Raw genomic sequence first — 17,414 nt, forward strand, 5'->3', positions numbered from 1 at the left:
AGATCATCAGGAGCACGCCGCGTAGGCCCGTACCCTACATCCCCCTCAACGCCGCAAAAGTTTCCCTAAAAACCGCATCCGCCCGATAAAACACCGGCGGCTCCCCGATCGGCGACGTGACCGTCACCTCTTCCCCGCCTGCATATTCCACACCACTCCACACATGCACCCAGCCCGCCCCCGCCGGCAGATATACCGCACGCGTCTCTTGCGCCGCATGCCAGACCGGGGCGACCAGTAGCTCGGAACCATAGAGATAGGCATCCTGAATGGCGTAGGTCTTCCGGTCATGCTCGTAATGCAGGAAGAGCGGACGCTGCACCGGAAGCCCGGTCGCCGCAGCCTCCTTCGACAACGTCTTCAGATAAGGTGCCAGATGCACGTAGATCCGCGTCATCCGCGCGAAATGCTCGAGCACTTCGGGATCCTGGTCGATCTGGATATTGTCGCGCGGCCGGTTGCCCTCGTGGCTGCGCATGACGGGCGTGAAGGCGGCCATTTCGGCCCAGCGCATCAAAAGTTCCGGCGTGCGGACATTGCCGAACAGGCTGGTATAACCGCCGATATCGGAGTGATGATAGGCGTTCCCGAGCAGGCCCGACGAAAGCGCGGCGCACATCACGGTCACCAGCCCGTCGTGACGGGAAAAATCCACCGACTGGTCGCCGCCCCACAGAAGCGGACAATGTTTCTGGACGCCGGTAAAGCCGGCGCGCATGAAGAACAGCGCCTCGCCCGTCTTGCCGCGGCTGGCGATCGCCTTCGCGTTGACCTCCGCCCAGAGCGTCGGCCAGGCATTGTGCATCAGCTTGGCGTCGATGCCGTTGGCAAGCTCCACGTCGATCGGCAGGTATTCGCCGAAATCGGCCATCCATCCGGTCAGCCCGAAATCGAGCATCCGGCGGCCGATCACCTCTTCGGCAAACCATTCGGCCGCTTGCGGGTTGGTGAAATCGACGACGCCGCAATCGAACTCGCCGAAATCGACGATCGCGGTCCGACCGAGCTGATCTTTGGCGAAATAACCTGCGGCTTCCGCTTCGGGAAACAGCGAACCATCGACGCAGAGATAGGGATTGACGTAACCGAGAAAGCGGATGCCTTCGCCGTTCAGCCCGGCGATCTTCTCTCGCAGGCCCGGGTAGCGCGCCTCGTTCGCCTGCCAGTCCCAGAACAGGCGCGAGCCGAACGAGGTCTGGCGAAGCCCGACCCAATCCTCGCACCAGAGACCGGAAACCTGCACGCCGGCGCCCCGCATCCTTTCCAGCCGCTCGAAGGAATTGACGCCGTCCTTGAGGCCGATGATCGCGCCCTTGTAGATCCAGTCCGGCAATTCCGGCTGCCGGCCGAACCGCAGCGACAGCGCCTCGACCAGCTCGACGAAATTCGCTGCGGCAAACAGTTCGATCCGCTCCGGCACCGCCCAGACTTCGATCTCGTGAAACGCCTTGCGGCGGAAATCGAAGACGGAATAGGCGCTCGTCTCCACATGCAGCGCATAACGCGACGAGGAAATGTAGGTCGGCTGCGGGTAGTTGGTGTTGTAATAGTCGCCGCCCGCCTTGTCCTTCAGGTCCGACTTGAAGGTGATCTCGCTGGTCTTGTCGCGACCGACGCCCGGCTCCGATGTCCACAGCGGAAAACGGCGTCCGCGCATGTCGAAATAGGACATTTGCTCGCCGCCGCCCCAGACATGTTCGTCGTTCTCCGCATGGATGCGTATCCAGAAGCGGTTGATCGTCTCGTCCAGCGACCGGAAATGCACGGCCGTTTCGGATATGGTCAGTTCCAGCCGCGGCGCGCGGCCCTCCGCCTCGCAGAGGCTGATCGTGTTGCCCTCGATCTCCGCGTGGCGCAGCGGGCTGCGCTCGACGATATAGTCCTCGACCTCGAAATTGCCGCGATACATGTCCATCCGCTCCTGCCCGTGGCCGATAAAGAGGCAGGGCGAGTCAGCGCTATGCCGCAGGATGATGCGGCCGTTCAGCGAAATGGAAAACCCGTCTTGTGTCGTCTCGAATTTCATCTTGTCGGTACTCGATTGTCTTTTAGCGCAGCCGCGATACGTAACGCGCCACGGAATGGTCGAACCATGTGCGGGAAACCTCGGCCAGCGCCCCGTCCTGCGCCTGGCTCGTCCGCAGCACATGCGGGATCGGCGCGCCAGGCTTCTGGCCGAAGCCCGGCGGCGCCCAGTCCGGTACTGTGTCGAGGTCGATCTTGTCTTCCGCCCGAACGATCCACAGGCCGAGCCGGGTGCGGTAGTAGAGATAGAGGGATTCCGACAGTTCCTCCGGGGCGATCGCCGTCACGTAGGAGCCGTCGAGCCAGATCTCCTCGAGCGCCGCGATTTTGCCCGACAGCCGACGGATGCGGCGGATGCGGTGCCCTTCCGGCGAAAAGCCGAACTTCGGCAGGTCCCTGGGTTTGTCGAGCCGCATCACGTCGATCAGTTCTGCGGTCGGAAGGCCGCCGCCCTGGACCAGTTCCAGCCGGAACATCGCATAGACGCTCTTCGGATCGCTGATCGCCCTTATGTAGTTGCCGGATCCCTGCACGCGCTCCAGCAGCCCGCGGTTCTGCAGCTCCGCCAGCGCCTTGCGCAGCGTGCCGACCGCAATGCCGAGCTGCACCGCCATGTCGCGCTCGGGCGCCAGCTTCTCGCCATCGACAAGCCGGCCGGCGGCGATGTCGCGCACCAGAAGTTCGGCGATTTGCATATAGATCGGCAGGCTGCCCGGATGGCTCTCCATCAGCACTTCCCCCTCCCCTGGGAAACAATGCCTCCAAATTGATACACCATTGATTTACACGAAAGCGGGTGATATGCAAGTCGGAAGGGAGAGGAGTGCCTATGACTATCGTGCCCATAACGTCGCCGGATCTCGATGCGGCCGAAATATCCTGGTTCGCAGCCCTGTGCTCGGACGACTACGCCTATCTCGGCGTCCCCGACGACGCGCTGAAGTCGAGCTGGGACCATTGCTCCGACATCGTCAAGCGGGCCGAAACGCTCGGTTTCCGCAACATCCTCTGCCCGTCGTCCTACCAGGTCGGCCAGGACACGATGAGCTTCGTCGCCGCCGCCTCGCAGGTCACGAGCAGGATCAACATGCTGGCCGCGATCCGCTGCGGCGAGATGCAGCCGGTCATGCTCGCCCGCACCGTCGCCACGCTCGATCACATGCTGAAAGGCCGGCTGACGCTGAACGTCATCAGCTCGGATTTTCCCGGCGAAGTCGCCGACAGCGCCTTCCGTTACCGCCGCAGCCACGAGGTGGTGCAGATCCTCCGGCAGGCCTGGACCCGCGACACGATCGACCACGAGGGCGAAGTCTACAATTTCAAGGGCGTCTCCACCGAGCCGGCGAGGCCCTACCAGCAGAACGGCGGCCCGCTCCTTTATTTCGGCGGCTATTCGCCGGATGCGCTGGAACTCTGCGGCGCCCAGTGCGACGTCTACCTGATGTGGCCGGAAACCAGGGACCAGTTGGCCGAGCGCATGAAGGCCGTCCACGCCCGCGCCGCCGCCCATGGCCGCACGCTCGACTACGGCCTGCGCATCCACATGATCGTCCGCGATACCGAGCAGGAAGCCCGCGAATATGCGGAGCATCTCGTCTCGAAGCTCGACGACGAATACGGCCAGCTGATCCGCAGCCGCGCCCACGACAGCACCTCGCTCGGCGTTTCGCACCAGGCCAAGGCCCGCGAACTGGCCGACAAGTTCGGTTACGTCGAACCTCACCTCTGGACCGGCATCGGCCGGGCTCGCTCCGGCTGCGGCGCGGCACTTGTCGGCTCCGCCGACCAGGTGCTTTCGGAAATCGAGGCCTACAAGAAGATGGGCATCCGGGCTTTCATCTTTTCGGGCTACCCGCATCTCGACGAAGCGGAACATTTCGGCCAGAAGGTGCTGCCCGAGCTCAAGACCTGCTCGCTGCCGCATGCCTATGGTCGCGTGCCGGCCGAGACACCCGCAACGCCGCTCGGCAACGGGAGACGACACTGATGACCCCTCACCACCTGGACCGCGTTCAACTTTCGCCCGACCTCCATTTGAGCCGCCTGGTTTACGGCATGTGGCGGATCGGCGACGACACCGATACCTCGCCGAAACATGTCCAGGCGAAGATCGAGGCCTGCCTGGCGCAGGGCATCACCACCATGGACCAGGCCGACATCTATGGCGGCTACACGGCCGAAGCGATTTTCGGCGGGGCGCTGAAGGCCTCGCCTTCGCTGCGCGACAAAATCGAGATCGTCACCAAATGCGGCATCGTCGCGCCGGCCGGCCGGCATTCCGCCGTCCGCGGCAAACATTATGATACCGGCGCCGCCCATATCAATGCCTCGGTCGAGGCCTCGCTGCGCGACATGGGCACCGACCATATCGATCTCCTGCTGATCCACCGGCCCGACCCGTTCATGGATCCGGACGAGACCGGCCCGGCACTCGACGCGCTCGTCGTTTCCGGCAAGGTGCGCGCCGTCGGCGTCTCGAATTTCCGCCCCTGGGATTTCTCCCTGCTGCAATCCTCCATGGAGGCGGAGCTCGTCACCAATCAGATCGAGGTCAGCCTCGTCGCTCCCGCCGCCTTCACCAACGGCGACCTCGCCTACCTGCAGGAACGCGCGATCGCGCCGATGGCCTGGTCGCCGCTCGGCGGCGGCTCGCTCTTCGCCAACGAAGGCCTGATGTCGATCCTTGAGCGGATCGGAGCGGAACAGGGTGCCGACGCCACGGCCGTCGCGGTCGCCTGGCTGCTGGCCCACCCCGCCAACATTCTGCCGGTGCTCGGCACCAACAACCTCGGCCGTATCGCCACGATCGCCGACGCCGCGAAGGTGACGATCGATCGCCAGACCTGGTTCGAACTCTATTCAGCCGCAATCGGAAAGCAGGTGCCATGATGATGACTGCCGACACCGCAAGCATGCTCAGCGAACAGATCTTCATTCCGGACGCATCGACCGCGCGGCATTACCGCAACGCGCTCGGGGCCTTCACGACCGGCGTGACTGTGGTGACGGCAACGACCGCGGATGGCCCGATCGGCATGACAGTCAACAGCTTCACCTCGGTGTCGCTGGATCCGCCGCTGGTGCTCTGGTCGCCGGCCAAGAGTTCGTCGCGCCATGCGGCTTTCACGGCGGCGAACCATTTTGCGATCCATGTGCTTGGTGCCGATCAGGATCCCCTCAGCGCCCGCTTCACACGCGGCGGCCTCGGTTTCGAGGAACTGTGCTGGAACGAAAACCGTGAAGGCGTGCCGGTCATCCCCGGCACGCTTGCCCGCTTCGAATGCGAGCTGTCTTCCATGCACGATGCCGGCGATCATACGCTGATCCTCGGCCGCGTCCTGCGTGCCGCCCATCGCGAGGGAGATCCGCTGTGTTTCTCGCGCGGCACGTTCGGTCGTTTTCAGGGCCACTGACACCGAAAAATATTGACCCGGACATGGGTCGGGCCTACGCAGGAAACCATCATTCCAGCATCGACAGGCCCTCCATGACAATCATCAGACCGGAGATCAGCGCCCGCGCCGCGGCAGCGCCCCGCAGCGGCATTGGCGAAATCGTCACCTACGCCCGTGGCCGCGAAAACCTGATGCCGCTCTGGATCGGCGAAGGCGACCTGCCGACGCCCGATTTCATCACCCGCGCGGCCAGCGAGGCATTGCTCGCCGGCGAGACCTTCTACACCTGGACGCAAGGCATTCCGGCGCTCCGCGAAGAGATCGTCCGTTATTACCAGCGTCATTACGGACGTGACCTGTCGGTCGACAACATCTATGTCACCGGCTCCGGCATGCAGTCGATCGTGCTCGCCGTCCAGACCGTCGCCTCCGCCGGCGACGAGATCGTCTATCTTTCGCCCGCCTGGCCGAATGTCGTCAACGCCGTGACCGTGTCGGAAGCCAAGCCCGTCACCGTCGAACTCGGTTTTGCCGACGGCCGCTGGGTGCTCGACATCGACCGCCTGAAGGCGGCGATCACCCCGAAGACCAGCGCGCTTTTCATCAACTCGCCGTCCAACCCGACCGGCTGGACCGCCACGCACGACGATCTCAAGGCAATCCTCGACCTCGCCCGCAAGCATGGCCTCTGGATCATCGCAGACGAGATCTACGGCCTCTATTGTTTCGACGGCGCCCGCGCGCCCTCTTTCATGGACGTCATGGAGCCGGAAGACCGGATCATCTTCGCCAATTCCTTCTCAAAGAACTGGTGCATGACCGGCTGGCGGGTCGGCTGGATGGTGGCACCGGCCGAAATCGGCCAGACGCTGACCAACCTCATCCAGTATTCCACCTCTGGCGTCGCCCAGTTCATGCAGAAGGGCGCGATCGCCGCCCTCGAACAGGGCGACGACTTCGTCCGCACCAATATCGAACGGGCGCGAAAGTCCCGCGACATCCTCTGCGATGCGCTGATCGCCACCAACCGGGTGGAAACGCTGAAACCTTCCGGCGCCCTCTACGCCTTCCTGAAGATCGACGGCGTCACCGACAGCCGCGAGGAGGCCTTCAGGATCGTCGACAAAACCGGCGTCGGCCTTGCGCCGGGAACCGCGTTCGGCCCGGGCGGACAGGGCTTCATGCGCGCCTGTTTCCTGCGCGATCCGCTACAGGTCGAGGACGCGGCGAACCGGCTGAGCGATTACATCCGCAGCCGGTAATCCTCCGGAGCCCGATCCCGACGCCACATGACCAGAATTCTGTTGATCCTTGTCATCGCTTTGGCCGGCTTCGGTCCGGCCCGCGCCGAGGATGCCGAAGTCGAAGCCTGGGCCAAGGAGAAATGCGTGCGCTACGAACGCGCCTGGAACCGGGCCAAGGATTTTATCGGGCTCGAGGGTGTCAGCGACGACTTCATCAAGGGGAATGAAAAGTTCATCGCCGACGGCTGTTCGAGCGGTGCGGACGTCTGCCCGCACTCGCCCCAAGAGATCAAGCTCGCCAATACGCTGACCGTGGCGGCGATGAATTTCGGCACCGCGAGCAGCTTCCTGCCCTTCATCTGCCGCCAGCGGTAGAGCGCCCGGCGGCGGTCAGTCGCCGAAATCTTCGGCTGCCGCCGAACGGCCGCCGGCAATGATCTCGCGCTTGCCTACATGGTTGGCAGGCCCGACCAGGCCTTCCTGCTCCATGCGTTCGACCAGCGATGCGGCGCGGTTGTAGCCGACCGAAAGGCGACGCTGGATATAGGAGGTCGAGCACTTGCGGTCCTTCATGACGACCTTGACAGCCTTGTCGTAAAGCTCGTCGCTGTCGTCTCCGCCCATCGCGCTCTTGTCGAACACGGCTTCCTGGCTCGAAACGTCCTCGTCATCCTCGTCGTCTTCGTCCTCGGTGACCGTGCCGAGATAGTCCGGCCGCCCCTGCGTCTTCAGATGACGGACCACCAGTTCGACTTCGGCATCGGACACGAACGGGCCGTGGACGCGCGAAATCCGCCCGCCGCCGGCCATGTGCAGCATGTCGCCCTGGCCGAGCAGATGTTCCGCACCCTGCTCGCCGAGGATCGTGCGGCTGTCGATCTTCGAGGTGACCTGGAAGGAGATACGAGTCGGGAAGTTGGCCTTGATCGTGCCGGTGATGACGTCGACCGAGGGACGCTGGGTCGCCATGATCAGGTGGATGCCGGCGGCGCGCGCCATCTGCGCCAGCCGCTGGATCGCACCTTCGATATCCTTGCCGGCGACCATCATCAGGTCGGCCATCTCGTCGACGATGACCACGATGTAGGGCATCGGCGAGAGGTCCATCTCCTGCTCTTCGTAGAGGATCTCCCCGTTCTGCCGGTCGAAGCCCGCCTGGACGCTGACGGTGATGACTTCGCCCTTGTCGCGGGCGGCCGCGGCGCGCTGGTTGTAGCCGTCGATATTGCGCACGGCCAGCCGCGACATCTTCTTGTAGCGATCCTCCATCTCGCGAACCGCCCATTTCAGCGCCAGGACGGCCTTCTTGGGATCGGTCACGACAGGTGTCAGAAGGTGTGGGATACCGTCATAGACGGAAAGCTCCAGCATCTTCGGATCGATCATGATCAGCCGGCATTCTTCCGGCCGCAGCCGGTAGAGGAGCGACAGGATCATCGTGTTGATGGCGACCGACTTGCCCGAACCGGTGGTACCGGCAACGAGCAGATGCGGCATCTTGGCGAGTTCGGCGATCACCGGTTCGCCGCCGATCGTCTTGCCGAGGCAGAGCGCCAGCCGATGCTTGGTCTCCCAATAATCCTCGCACTCGATCAGCTCGCGGAAATAGACGGTCTCGCGGGTGGCGTTCGGCAGTTCGATGCCGATGACGTTGCGGCCGGGCACCACGGCGACGCGGGCAGACAGCGCCGACATCGAACGGGCGATATCGTCCGCAAGGCCGATGACACGCGAGGATTTGACACCCGGAGCCGGCTCGAATTCGTAGAGCGTCACGACCGGACCCGGCCGGACGTCGATGATCTCGCCGCGAATGCCGAAATCTTCCAGAATGCTTTCGAGCAGGCCGGCGCTCTGCTGCAGGGCATCCGGCTGCATCGCCTGGCCGCGTTCGCCCTGCGGCTCCTGCAGGAGCGAGATCGGCGGGAATTCATATTCCGCTTCCGGCGGACGCACGGTTCGCGGACGCGTGATTTCGGGCTGGACGGGAGCCGGTGGAATGATGACAGGTTCTGTGATCATGACAGGCGCGGGTACGACCACCTGCTCGACGGGAGCAGGTACGGATGCCACGACGGCCGGCGCCGCCTTGGCCCGCACCGCACGCTGCGGAGCAGGCTGGACGGGTGCGGCCGGTTCCGGTCTCGGAGACGGCGCGACGATCACGGTTCTGGCTGCGGTCCGGCGCGGCACTTCGCGATAGAGATCCGTGACGGGAGCGCCCGGCTGCGCCACGACGACCGGCAGTGCTTCCGCTTCGACCTGTGCTGCCTCGACCTCGATGACACCGGGTCTCTCAAGCTCGAACGGCATGGCGTCCCAGAAGGCGAAGTCGGAGATGGCGATGTCGTGGCGCGGTGCTGCGATGGTCGTGATCTCCTGAACCGGCTCGGGCTGCGAGACCACGGCCGTGCGGATTTCCGGCACATGGTAGCGCATCGTTGCCGCAAGCTGCTGAAGGCCTGCGATCTGTTCGAGCGGAGCGGCGGGCGGCGCATCGGCCACCGGCGAATCATGCGTGGCGGCCGTCAGAAACACCTCGGACGGGATCACCTCGATCGGAGCCGAAACCGGTGCCGGCTCCGCGACGGCCTCGACGGGAGCGGGCTTGCGGGAAAGCACGCTTTCGGGCGTGCGGGTGAACCGCACGTTCGGCGCCAGCCGGAACGCCGCCTGCCAGGGCGCCTGTTCCAGAACCGGCTGATTGAAATCGGCGAGGCTCTGCGGGGAACGAGCCTGCTGCGCCGCGTCGACGGTGTCGTCTTCGGCGTTGGGAAGGTCAGAACTCTGGGGATGATTATTGCGTGAGAACTGCATGGCTACCAGACGAGATACGGGAACGGCACATTCTCACAGGAAGTAGAAAATAAAGGTTAACCGGTTCTTTCCACGGGCGGGATGATGACATGAATTGATTGGCTGCGAGTAGCGCTTGCCAAGATTGCTGCACTGCGTCATTCCTATAAGGATGCCGGCACCCGATCTCACCATTCTGGTTATCGATGAAAATGCCATCCGCGCTTCCATCATCGAGGAAGGGCTGCGGGAGGCTGGGCATAGCAATGTCACGGTCATCCACGAGGTCCACGGGGTTGCCCGAATCATCGAGACGTCGAAGCCGGACGTCATCGTCATCGATATCGAAAACCCCAACCGCGACATGATGGAGCATCTGTTCCAGCTGACCCGCACCGTCAGCCGGCCGATTGCCATGTTCGTCGACCGGTCCGATACGGCCCTGATCGAGGCGGCGATGGAGGCGGGTGTCTCGGCCTATGTGGTCGACGGGCTGAAGAAGGAACGCGTCAAGGCGATCCTCGACATGGCCGTGAGCCGCTTCAACGCCTTCAGCCGGCTGCAGCGGGAACTGGCCGAGGCAAAGTCGGCGCTCGAGGAACGCAAGGTGATCGAGCGTGCCAAGGGGATACTGATGAAGATGCGGGGGCTTTCGGAAGAGGATGCCTTCGCGCTGCTGCGCCAGACCGCCATGAACGAGAAGAAGAAGATATCGGAAATCGCGCAAAGCGTGGTGACGGCCGCCGGCCTGTTGATGTGACGATGTCGAGTACCGAAATGTCCGGGAGAGAGCCGGAGTGAACATGATGACCAAGATCGACCGATCCGGAACCAATCTCGCCGCCCCCGTTCGCGCCAACGGCGAAGGGCCGAAAGTCCTGCGGGCCGGTTTCATTCCGCTGGTCGACGCTTCCGTGCTGATCGCCGCCGCAGAATTCGGTTTTGCCGCGAAGGAGGGACTGACGCTCGATCTGGTCAAGGACGTTTCCTGGGCCAATGTCCGCGACCGTCTCGCCTTCCGCCAGTTCGACATCGCCCACATGCTGTCGCCGATGCCGGTTGCCTCGATGCTCGGCCTCGGCTCCAATCCATCGCCGACCATCACGCCGTTTTCGCTCGGTCGCGGCGGCAATGCGATCACGCTCTCGACCCGCCTCTTCGACCGGATGCGCGAGACGGCCGGCCTTTCCGAGACCGCGGGCGCGCTGGAAAATGCGCAGGCGCTTGCGGCCGTGATACACAGCATGAAGGAGAATGCCGAGACCTTGCCGACGCTCGGCATGACCTATCCGTTCTCTTCGCACAACTACGAATTCCGCTACTGGCTCGCCGCCGGCGGCATCGACCCGGACCGCGACGTCAAGCTGGTCGTCGTGCCGCCGCCGCTGACCTCGGATGCGCTGGCAGCCGGCGCCATCGACGGTTTCTGCGTCGGCGCGCCGTGGAACATGGTCGCCTCCGAGCGCGGCGTCGGCCGCATCGTCGCCGCCAAGCAGGACATCTGGCCGTCGGCGCCGGAAAAGGTGATCGCCATGCGGCCGCAATGGGCCGAAAGCCACCCCGAGACCGTATCCCGCCTTATCGTCGCGCTCGATGCCGCGGCGCGCTGGTGCGACAGGGCCGAGAACCACGATGAGCTGGCGGAGGTCCTGGCTGGCCCGCGCTTCATCGGCGCCCCGGTCAATATCATCCGCCATGTGCTATCGGGCGAATTCAGCCTCGACGCCAAGGGCAACCGGCGCGTCATCAACGACTACTTCACCTTCCATCGCGGCTTTGCCAACTATCCGCGGCCAAGCCACGCCTTGTGGCTCTACAGCCAGATGATCCGCTGGGGCCAGGTGGAGTTCAGCGAGGACGGCTTGCGCGCCGCCGCCGCTGCTTATCGCCCCGATCTCTATCGAAGCGCGCTCGGCACCGGACCGGCGCAACCGGACATCGGCATCGAAGGCGACCGCGACGGCGACCGCTTCATGGACGGTCATGTTTTCGATCCTTCCGAGATGGCGACCTATGTCGGAAATTTCGCCGTCGGCAGCGCGCCCGCAGCCCATGCAGATCGTGACGAAATCTGAAAAGGCGGCTTGAGCTGCACAGCAATTGCGCGCACGCAATTTAGCACCCGCACAAAAATATTGCAATCGCACAGACTGCTGACAATTTAAGCCAAAAGTTTCACAGCAAAAATTCCATTTCATTTCAAAAAGATAAAGGTTTTTGCCAAAACTGGCACGGCGCTTGCTTATTAGAAATCGCCCCGGTCAACGGCGATTGGGGCAGATGAGCGCGCCATAAGCGCTTCCAAAGACATCGACGTCGCAAGGTTTTTGCTGCCCGGAAACTCCTCCCAGTTTCCGCAGGCTCAATCTCCAAGCGGCGTTTTTTTGTGCCTGAATTCCTAAGAACCAGCAGAGGGAACCTGCGCATGACCAAGCTTTTGACGAGCGGCATCACCCGCCGCCATCTGATCAAGACCACTGCCACCGCCGCTCTTGTCGGCGCCGTCAAGACCGCATTCCCGTCCGGCGCCTTCGCAGCCGGGGCCGGCCCGGAAGTCAAGGGCATCAAGCTCGGCTACATCGCGCTGACCGATGCAGCTCCGCTGATCGTCGCCAAGGAGAAGGGCATTTTCGAAAAGCACGGCCTGCCGGAAGTCGACGTCGCCAAGCAGGCTTCCTGGGGCGCGACCCGCGACAACCTCGTGCTCGGCGGTGCCGCGAACGGCATCGACGGCGCCCATATCCTCTCCCCGCTCCCCTATCTGATGCATACCGGCAAGGTGACCCAGAACAACAAGCCGGTGCCGATGGCGATCCTCGCCCGCCTCAACCTCGACAGCCAGGGCATCTCGGTTGCCAAGGAATATGCCGAGACCGGCGTGCAGCTCGACGCTTCCAAGCTGAAGGCGGCATTCGAGAAGAAGAAGGCCGAAGGCAAGGAAGTGAAGGCCGCCATGACCTTCCCGGGCGGCACCCACGACCTCTGGATCCGCTACTGGCTCGCCGCCGGCGGCATCGACCCGAACAAGGACGTCTCGACCATCGTCGTGCCGCCGCCGCAGATGGTGGCGAACATGAAGGTCGGCAACATGGACGTCTTCTGTGTCGGCGAGCCCTGGAACGAACAGCTCGTCAACCAGGGCATCGGCTTCACCGCGGCCACGACCGGCGAACTCTGGAAGGGCCATCCGGAAAAGGCGCTCGGCCTGCGCGCCGACTGGGTCGAGAAGAACCCGAATGCCGCCAAGGCATTGCTGATGGCCGTCATGGAAGCCCAGCAATGGGCTGACAGCATGGCCAACAAGGAAGAGATGGCCGACATCCTCGGTCGCCGCCAATGGTTCAACGTGCCTCCCAAGGACGTGCTCGGCCGCCTGAAGGGCGACATCAACTACGGCAACGGCCGCATGGCCCATGGCACCGATCTCTACATGAAGTTCTGGAAGGACGGCGCCTCCTATCCGTTCAAGAGCCACGACGCCTGGTTCATGGCCGAGAACATCCGCTGGGGCAACCTGCCGGCCAGCACCGACATCAAGGCGCTGGTCAACCAGGTGAACCGCGAGGACATCTGGCGCGACGCCGCCAAGGATCTCGGCGTCGCCGCAGCCGACATCCCGGCGTCTTCGTCGCGCGGCAAGGAAACCTTCTTCGACGGCAAGGTCTTCGATCCGGAAAACCCCTCGGCCTATCTCGACAGCCTTTCCATCAAGGCGACGTCCTGATTTCCCCACCTCCGGCGCGTGGACGCACGCGCCGGCCTTTTCCCTTTCTAAGGAGCGCGCCGATGACCGCCCTGGCAAAAAAAGAAAAAGTTTCCGCAGTCGCTGCCGCAAAGCCGGCGGCAAATATCGTTCCCTTTTCCGGCAAGCCCGTTTCCAGGATCGATTTCAGGCAGATCGGCAAAACGACGCTGCGCAACGTGGTGCCACCGCTTGTCGTGCTGGCGCTGATCCTGCTCGTCTGGCAGGTCCTCTGTTCGTCGCCGGGTGCCTCGCTCCCCTCGCCCCACGTGGTCTGGCAGGAAAGCTACGACCTGATCGTTTCGCCGTTCTTCTACAACGGTTCGCAGGATATCGGCCTGGGGTTGCGCGTATTCGTCTCGCTGCAGCGTGTCGCCTACGGTTTCGGCCTCGCCGCCGTGACCGGCGTCATCGTCGGCGCGATCATCGGTCAGTCCGTCTGGGCGATGCGCGGCCTCGACCCGATCTTCCAGGTGCTGCGCACCGTGCCGCCGCTCGCCTGGCTGCCGCTGTCGCTCGCCGCCTTCCAGGACTCCAACCCCTCGGCGATCTTCGTGATCTTCATCACCTCGATCTGGCCCGTCATCATCAACACTGCCGTCGGCGTGCGCAACATCCCGCAGGATTACCGCAACGTCGCGCAGGTGCTGAGGCTCAATCAGATCGAGTTCTTCTTCAAGATCATGCTGCCCTCCGCCGCGCCGTACATCTTCACCGGCCTTCGGATCGGGATCGGCCTCTCCTGGCTGGCGATCGTCGCGGCCGAAATGCTGACCGGCGGCGTCGGCATCGGCTTCTTCATCTGGGACGCGTGGAACTCCTCGCGCCTGCCCGACATCATCGTCGCCCTCGCCTATATCGGCGTCGTCGGCTTCGCCCTCGACAAGCTGGTTGCCGCACTCGGCAAGCTCGTCACCCGCGGCGCAATGGCCAGCTAAGGAGCCGACTTATGAACGCCTATCTCAAGCTCGACCATATCGACAAATATTTCGACCGCGGCGGCAGCCGTGCCGAGGTGCTGAAAGGCATCAACCTGACGATCGGCAAGGGCGAGTTCGTCTCGATCATCGGCCATTCCGGCTGCGGCAAGTCCACGCTGCTCAACCTCATCGCCGGCCTGACGCCCGTTTCGGCAGGGGCTGTCCTGCTCGAAAACCGCGAGGTCAACGCGCCGGGTCCGGAACGCGCCGTCGTTTTCCAGAACCATTCGCTGCTGCCCTGGCTGACGGTCTATGAAAACGTCAATCTGGCCGTCTCAAAAGTCTTCGGCCGCACCAAGAGCCGGACCGAACGGCATGAATGGGTCATGGCCAATCTCGACCTCGTCCAGATGGCCCATGCCAAGGACAAGCGTCCGGCCGAGATCTCGGGCGGCATGAAGCAGCGCGTCGGCATTGCCCGGGCGCTCGCCATGGAGCCGAAGATCCTGCTGCTCGACGAGCCCTTCGGCGCGCTCGACGCGCTGACCCGCGCCCATCTCCAGGACGCGGTCATGGAGATCCATTCGCGCCTCGGCAACACGATGGTGATGATCACCCACGATGTCGACGAGGCCGTGCTTCTGTCCGACCGCATCGTGATGATGACCAACGGCCCCGCCGCCAAGATCGGCGAAGTGCTGGACGTCACCATCCCCCGGCCGCGCAACCGCATCGAGCTCGCCTCCGACCGGACATATCTCAAGTGCCGCGAGGCAGTCCTGAAATTCCTCTACGAACGCCACCGCTTCGTCGAAGCCGCGGAGTAACAACCATGACAGAAAAACTCATCATCATCGGCAATGGCATGGCGCCGGGACGCATGCTCGAACACCTCTTCGAACAGGCGCCCGGCCGCTACGAAGTCACGATCTTCAACGCCGAACCGCGCGTCAACTACGACCGCATCATGCTCTCGCCGGTTCTTTCCGGCGAAAAGAGCTTCGAGCAGATCGTTATCCACGGCGACGGCTGGTACATCGACCACGGCATCACCCTCTACAAGGGCCACAAGATCGTCGCGATCGACCGTGCCGCCAAGACCGTCACCTCCGATCATGGCGTCACCGAGAGCTACGACAAGCTGGTGATCGCCACCGGCTCCGTGCCCTTCATCATTCCGGTACCCGGCAAGGACCTGCCGGGCGTCATCACCTATCGTGACCTCGACGACGTGCAGGCCATGCTGCTTGCCGCCCAGTCGCGCGAAAAGGCGATCGTCATCGGCGGCGGCCTGCTCGGTCTCGAAGCAGCCGCCGGCCTTGCCCAGCGCGGCATGGACGTGACCGTCCTGCACGTGATGCCGACGCTGATGGAGCGCCAGCTCGATCCGGCCGCCGGTTACCTGCTGCAGAAAGCCGTCGAGGAACGCGGCATCAAGGTGATCTGCAAGGCCAATACCAAACAGATCATCGGCAATGGCAAGGTCGAGGGCGTCGAACTCGACAACGGCACGATCATTCCGGCGACCCTGGTGGTCATGGCCGTCGGCATCCGCCCGAGCGCCGGTCTCGCCAAGGATGCCGGGCTCGCGGTCAATCGCGGCATCGTCGTCGATGCCGGCATGCAGACCTCGGACGGCGACATCTATTCGATCGGCGAATGCGCCGAAGTGGGCGGCATGGTCTATGGCCTCGTCGCACCGCTCTACGAGATGGCCCGCGTCGCCGCGGCGCATCTGGCCGGCGATACCAAGCCCGCCTTCGTGCACTCCGATACACCGACCAAGCTCAAGGTCACCGGCATCGATCTCTATTCGCTCGGCGACTTCGCCGATGGCGACGACCGGCAGGAAATCGTGCTCCGCGATGCCACCGCCGGTATCTACAAGCGCCTCGTTCTGAAGGACAACCGCATCATCGGCACCGTCCTTTACGGCGAGACCTCCGACGGTGCCTGGTTCAACGACCTGAAGAAGAAGGCGACCGACATTTCCGACATGCGCGACACGCTGATCTTCGGCCAGGCCTATCAGGGAGGGTCTCCGCTGGACCCTATGGCGGCCGTTGCAGCCTTGCCGGATGATGCGGAAATCTGCGGCTGCAACGGCGTCTGCAAGGGCAAGATCACCTCGACCATCACCGCCAAGGGCCTGACATCGCTGGACGACGTGCGCGCCCACACCAAGGCGTCCGCCTCCTGCGGCACCTGCACCGGCCTCGTCGAACAGCTGATGGCCCTGACATTAGGTGACGCCTACAACCCGAAGGCCGTGCAGCCGATGTGCACCTGCACCGAGCTCGGCCATGACGACGTCCGCCGCCTGATCAAGGCGAAGGGCCTGAAAACCATCCCCGCCGTCATGCAGGAACTAGAGTGGAAGACCTCCTGCGGCTGCGCCAAATGCCGCCCGGCGCTCAACTACTACCTCGTCTGCGACTGGCCGGACGAATATGCCGACGACTACCAGTCGCGCTTCATCAACGAACGCGTCCACGCCAACATCCAGAAGGATGGCACCTATTCGGTCGTGCCGCGCATGTGGGGCGGCGTCACCAATTCGCAGGAACTGCGGGCGATCGCCGACGTGGTCGACAAGTTCGAGATCCCGATGGTGAAGGTCACCGGCGGCCAGCGCATCGACCTTCTCGGCATCGAAAAGGAAGACCTGCCGGCGGTCTGGGCCGATCTCGGCAAGGCGGGCTTCGTCTCCGGCCAGGCCTATGCCAAGGGGCTGCGCACGGTAAAAACCTGCGTCGGTTCCGACTGGTGCCGCTTCGGCACCCAGGATTCGACGGGTCTCGGCATCCGCATCGAGAAATTCATGTGGGGTTCCTGGACGCCGGCCAAGCTGAAGCTGGCCGTCTCCGGGTGTCCGCGCAACTGCGCCGAGGCAACCTGCAAGGACATCGGCGTCATCTGCGTGGACTCAGGGTTCGAGATCCATTTCGCAGGCGCCGCAGGCCTCGACATCAAGGGCACGGAAGTGCTCGGGCTGGTGAAGACCGAGGACGAGGCGCTCGAATACATCGTCGCGCTCACGCAGATGTACCGCGAACAGGGCCGTTACCTGGAGCGCATCTACAAATGGGCAAAGCGCGTCGGCCTCGACGAGATCCGCCGGCAGATCATGACCGATACGGAGAAGCGCCAGGCCTATTACGAGCGCTTCGTCTTCTCCCAGAAATTCGCCCAGGTCGATCCCTGGTCGGAGCGCGTCTCCGGCAAGGACAAACACGAGTTCAAACCGATGGCGACGGTCGGTTATTCGCACGCAGCCGAGTGAGGAGAGAAA

General features: G+C 63.6%; 14 protein-coding genes. 11 read left to right on the forward strand and 3 right to left on the reverse strand.

Annotated elements, in window-relative coordinates:
• Positions 1-34: 34 nt before the first annotated feature.
• On the reverse strand, positions 35-2,026 hold the full coding sequence (locus tag J2X76_RS12600; RefSeq protein ID WP_405030020.1) for an alpha-glucosidase: 1,992 nt from the start codon (positions 2,024-2,026) through the stop codon (positions 35-37).
• A gap of 22 nt (positions 2,027-2,048) precedes the next feature.
• Complete coding sequence (locus J2X76_RS12605) at positions 2,049-2,753, reverse strand: GntR family transcriptional regulator (RefSeq protein ID WP_113127974.1); 705 nt, start codon at positions 2,751-2,753, stop codon at positions 2,049-2,051.
• A 101-nt stretch (positions 2,754-2,854) separates the two neighbouring features.
• Between J2X76_RS12605 and J2X76_RS12610 the strand changes: the two genes are divergently transcribed.
• From J2X76_RS12610 to J2X76_RS12630, 5 genes are all read left to right on the forward strand, one after another.
• Positions 2,855-4,012: an LLM class flavin-dependent oxidoreductase gene (locus J2X76_RS12610; protein ID WP_310216434.1), complete on the forward strand. Its 1,158-nt coding sequence runs from the start codon at positions 2,855-2,857 to the stop codon at positions 4,010-4,012.
• Positions 4,013-4,026: 14 nt separating this feature from the next.
• Complete coding sequence (locus tag J2X76_RS12615; protein WP_310216564.1) at positions 4,027-4,914, forward strand: aldo/keto reductase; 888 nt, start codon at positions 4,027-4,029, stop codon at positions 4,912-4,914.
• A 23-nt stretch (positions 4,915-4,937) separates the two neighbouring features.
• A complete protein-coding gene (locus J2X76_RS12620) occupies positions 4,938-5,438 on the forward strand; it encodes a flavin reductase family protein (protein ID WP_405030027.1) in 501 nt (166 codons plus the stop codon).
• Positions 5,439-5,512: 74 nt separating this feature from the next.
• Positions 5,513-6,682, forward strand: a complete 1,170-nt coding sequence (locus J2X76_RS12625; protein ID WP_310216437.1) for a pyridoxal phosphate-dependent aminotransferase — start codon at positions 5,513-5,515, stop codon at positions 6,680-6,682.
• Between the two features lie 27 nt (positions 6,683-6,709).
• Positions 6,710-7,039, forward strand: a complete 330-nt coding sequence (locus tag J2X76_RS12630; RefSeq protein ID WP_310216439.1) for a hypothetical protein — start codon at positions 6,710-6,712, stop codon at positions 7,037-7,039.
• A 15-nt stretch (positions 7,040-7,054) separates the two neighbouring features.
• On the opposite strand, the gene J2X76_RS12635 is transcribed toward J2X76_RS12630, so the two are convergent.
• Positions 7,055-9,481, reverse strand: coding sequence for a DNA translocase FtsK (locus tag J2X76_RS12635; RefSeq protein WP_310216441.1), 2,427 nt, complete (start codon positions 9,479-9,481; stop codon positions 7,055-7,057).
• A 151-nt stretch (positions 9,482-9,632) separates the two neighbouring features.
• On the opposite strand from J2X76_RS12635, the gene J2X76_RS12640 reads away from it, so the two are divergent.
• From J2X76_RS12640 to nirB, 6 genes are all read left to right on the forward strand, one after another.
• Complete coding sequence (locus J2X76_RS12640; RefSeq protein ID WP_310216569.1) at positions 9,633-10,220, forward strand: ANTAR domain-containing response regulator; 588 nt, start codon at positions 9,633-9,635, stop codon at positions 10,218-10,220.
• A gap of 37 nt (positions 10,221-10,257) precedes the next feature.
• The gene (locus tag J2X76_RS12645) at positions 10,258-11,535 is read left to right on the forward strand and encodes a CmpA/NrtA family ABC transporter substrate-binding protein (protein WP_310216443.1); all 1,278 of its coding nucleotides are present in this window, start codon (positions 10,258-10,260) and stop codon (positions 11,533-11,535) included.
• Between the two features lie 350 nt (positions 11,536-11,885).
• Positions 11,886-13,184 carry a CmpA/NrtA family ABC transporter substrate-binding protein gene (locus tag J2X76_RS12650; protein WP_113283288.1) on the forward strand — a complete coding sequence of 433 codons (1,299 nt, stop codon included), beginning with the start codon at positions 11,886-11,888 and terminating at the stop codon, positions 13,182-13,184.
• Between the two features lie 62 nt (positions 13,185-13,246).
• The gene (gene ntrB, locus J2X76_RS12655; RefSeq protein ID WP_310216445.1) at positions 13,247-14,140 is read left to right on the forward strand and encodes a nitrate ABC transporter permease; all 894 of its coding nucleotides are present in this window, start codon (positions 13,247-13,249) and stop codon (positions 14,138-14,140) included.
• An 11-nt stretch (positions 14,141-14,151) separates the two neighbouring features.
• Positions 14,152-14,949: an ABC transporter ATP-binding protein gene (locus tag J2X76_RS12660; protein ID WP_113127983.1), complete on the forward strand. Its 798-nt coding sequence runs from the start codon at positions 14,152-14,154 to the stop codon at positions 14,947-14,949.
• Between the two features lie 5 nt (positions 14,950-14,954).
• Positions 14,955-17,405, forward strand: coding sequence for a nitrite reductase large subunit NirB (nirB, locus tag J2X76_RS12665; RefSeq protein ID WP_310216452.1), 2,451 nt, complete (start codon positions 14,955-14,957; stop codon positions 17,403-17,405).
• The last annotated feature ends 9 nt before the right edge of the window (positions 17,406-17,414 follow it).

Origin of the sequence: Neorhizobium sp. 2083 (assembly GCF_031455615.1) — a bacterium.
Classification (GTDB): domain Bacteria; phylum Pseudomonadota; class Alphaproteobacteria; order Rhizobiales; family Rhizobiaceae; genus Neorhizobium.

Coding starts and splice junctions, on each gene's coding strand:
- J2X76_RS12610 (WP_310216434.1), top strand. CDS start 2,855: ATGACTATCGTGCCCATAACGTCGCCGGATCTCGATGCGGCCGAAATA.
- J2X76_RS12660 (WP_113127983.1), top strand. CDS start 14,152: ATGAACGCCTATCTCAAGCTCGACCATATCGACAAATATTTCGACCGC.
- J2X76_RS12630 (WP_310216439.1), top strand. CDS start 6,710: ATGACCAGAATTCTGTTGATCCTTGTCATCGCTTTGGCCGGCTTCGGT.
- J2X76_RS12635 (WP_310216441.1), bottom strand. CDS start 9,481: ATGCAGTTCTCACGCAATAATCATCCCCAGAGTTCTGACCTTCCCAAC.
- J2X76_RS12600 (WP_405030020.1), bottom strand. CDS start 2,026: ATGAAATTCGAGACGACACAAGACGGGTTTTCCATTTCGCTGAACGGC.
- J2X76_RS12650 (WP_113283288.1), top strand. CDS start 11,886: ATGACCAAGCTTTTGACGAGCGGCATCACCCGCCGCCATCTGATCAAG.
- nirB (WP_310216452.1), top strand. CDS start 14,955: ATGACAGAAAAACTCATCATCATCGGCAATGGCATGGCGCCGGGACGC.
- ntrB (WP_310216445.1), top strand. CDS start 13,247: ATGACCGCCCTGGCAAAAAAAGAAAAAGTTTCCGCAGTCGCTGCCGCA.
- J2X76_RS12625 (WP_310216437.1), top strand. CDS start 5,513: ATGACAATCATCAGACCGGAGATCAGCGCCCGCGCCGCGGCAGCGCCC.
- J2X76_RS12605 (WP_113127974.1), bottom strand. CDS start 2,753: ATGGAGAGCCATCCGGGCAGCCTGCCGATCTATATGCAAATCGCCGAA.
- J2X76_RS12620 (WP_405030027.1), top strand. CDS start 4,938: ATGCTCAGCGAACAGATCTTCATTCCGGACGCATCGACCGCGCGGCAT.
- J2X76_RS12640 (WP_310216569.1), top strand. CDS start 9,633: ATGCCGGCACCCGATCTCACCATTCTGGTTATCGATGAAAATGCCATC.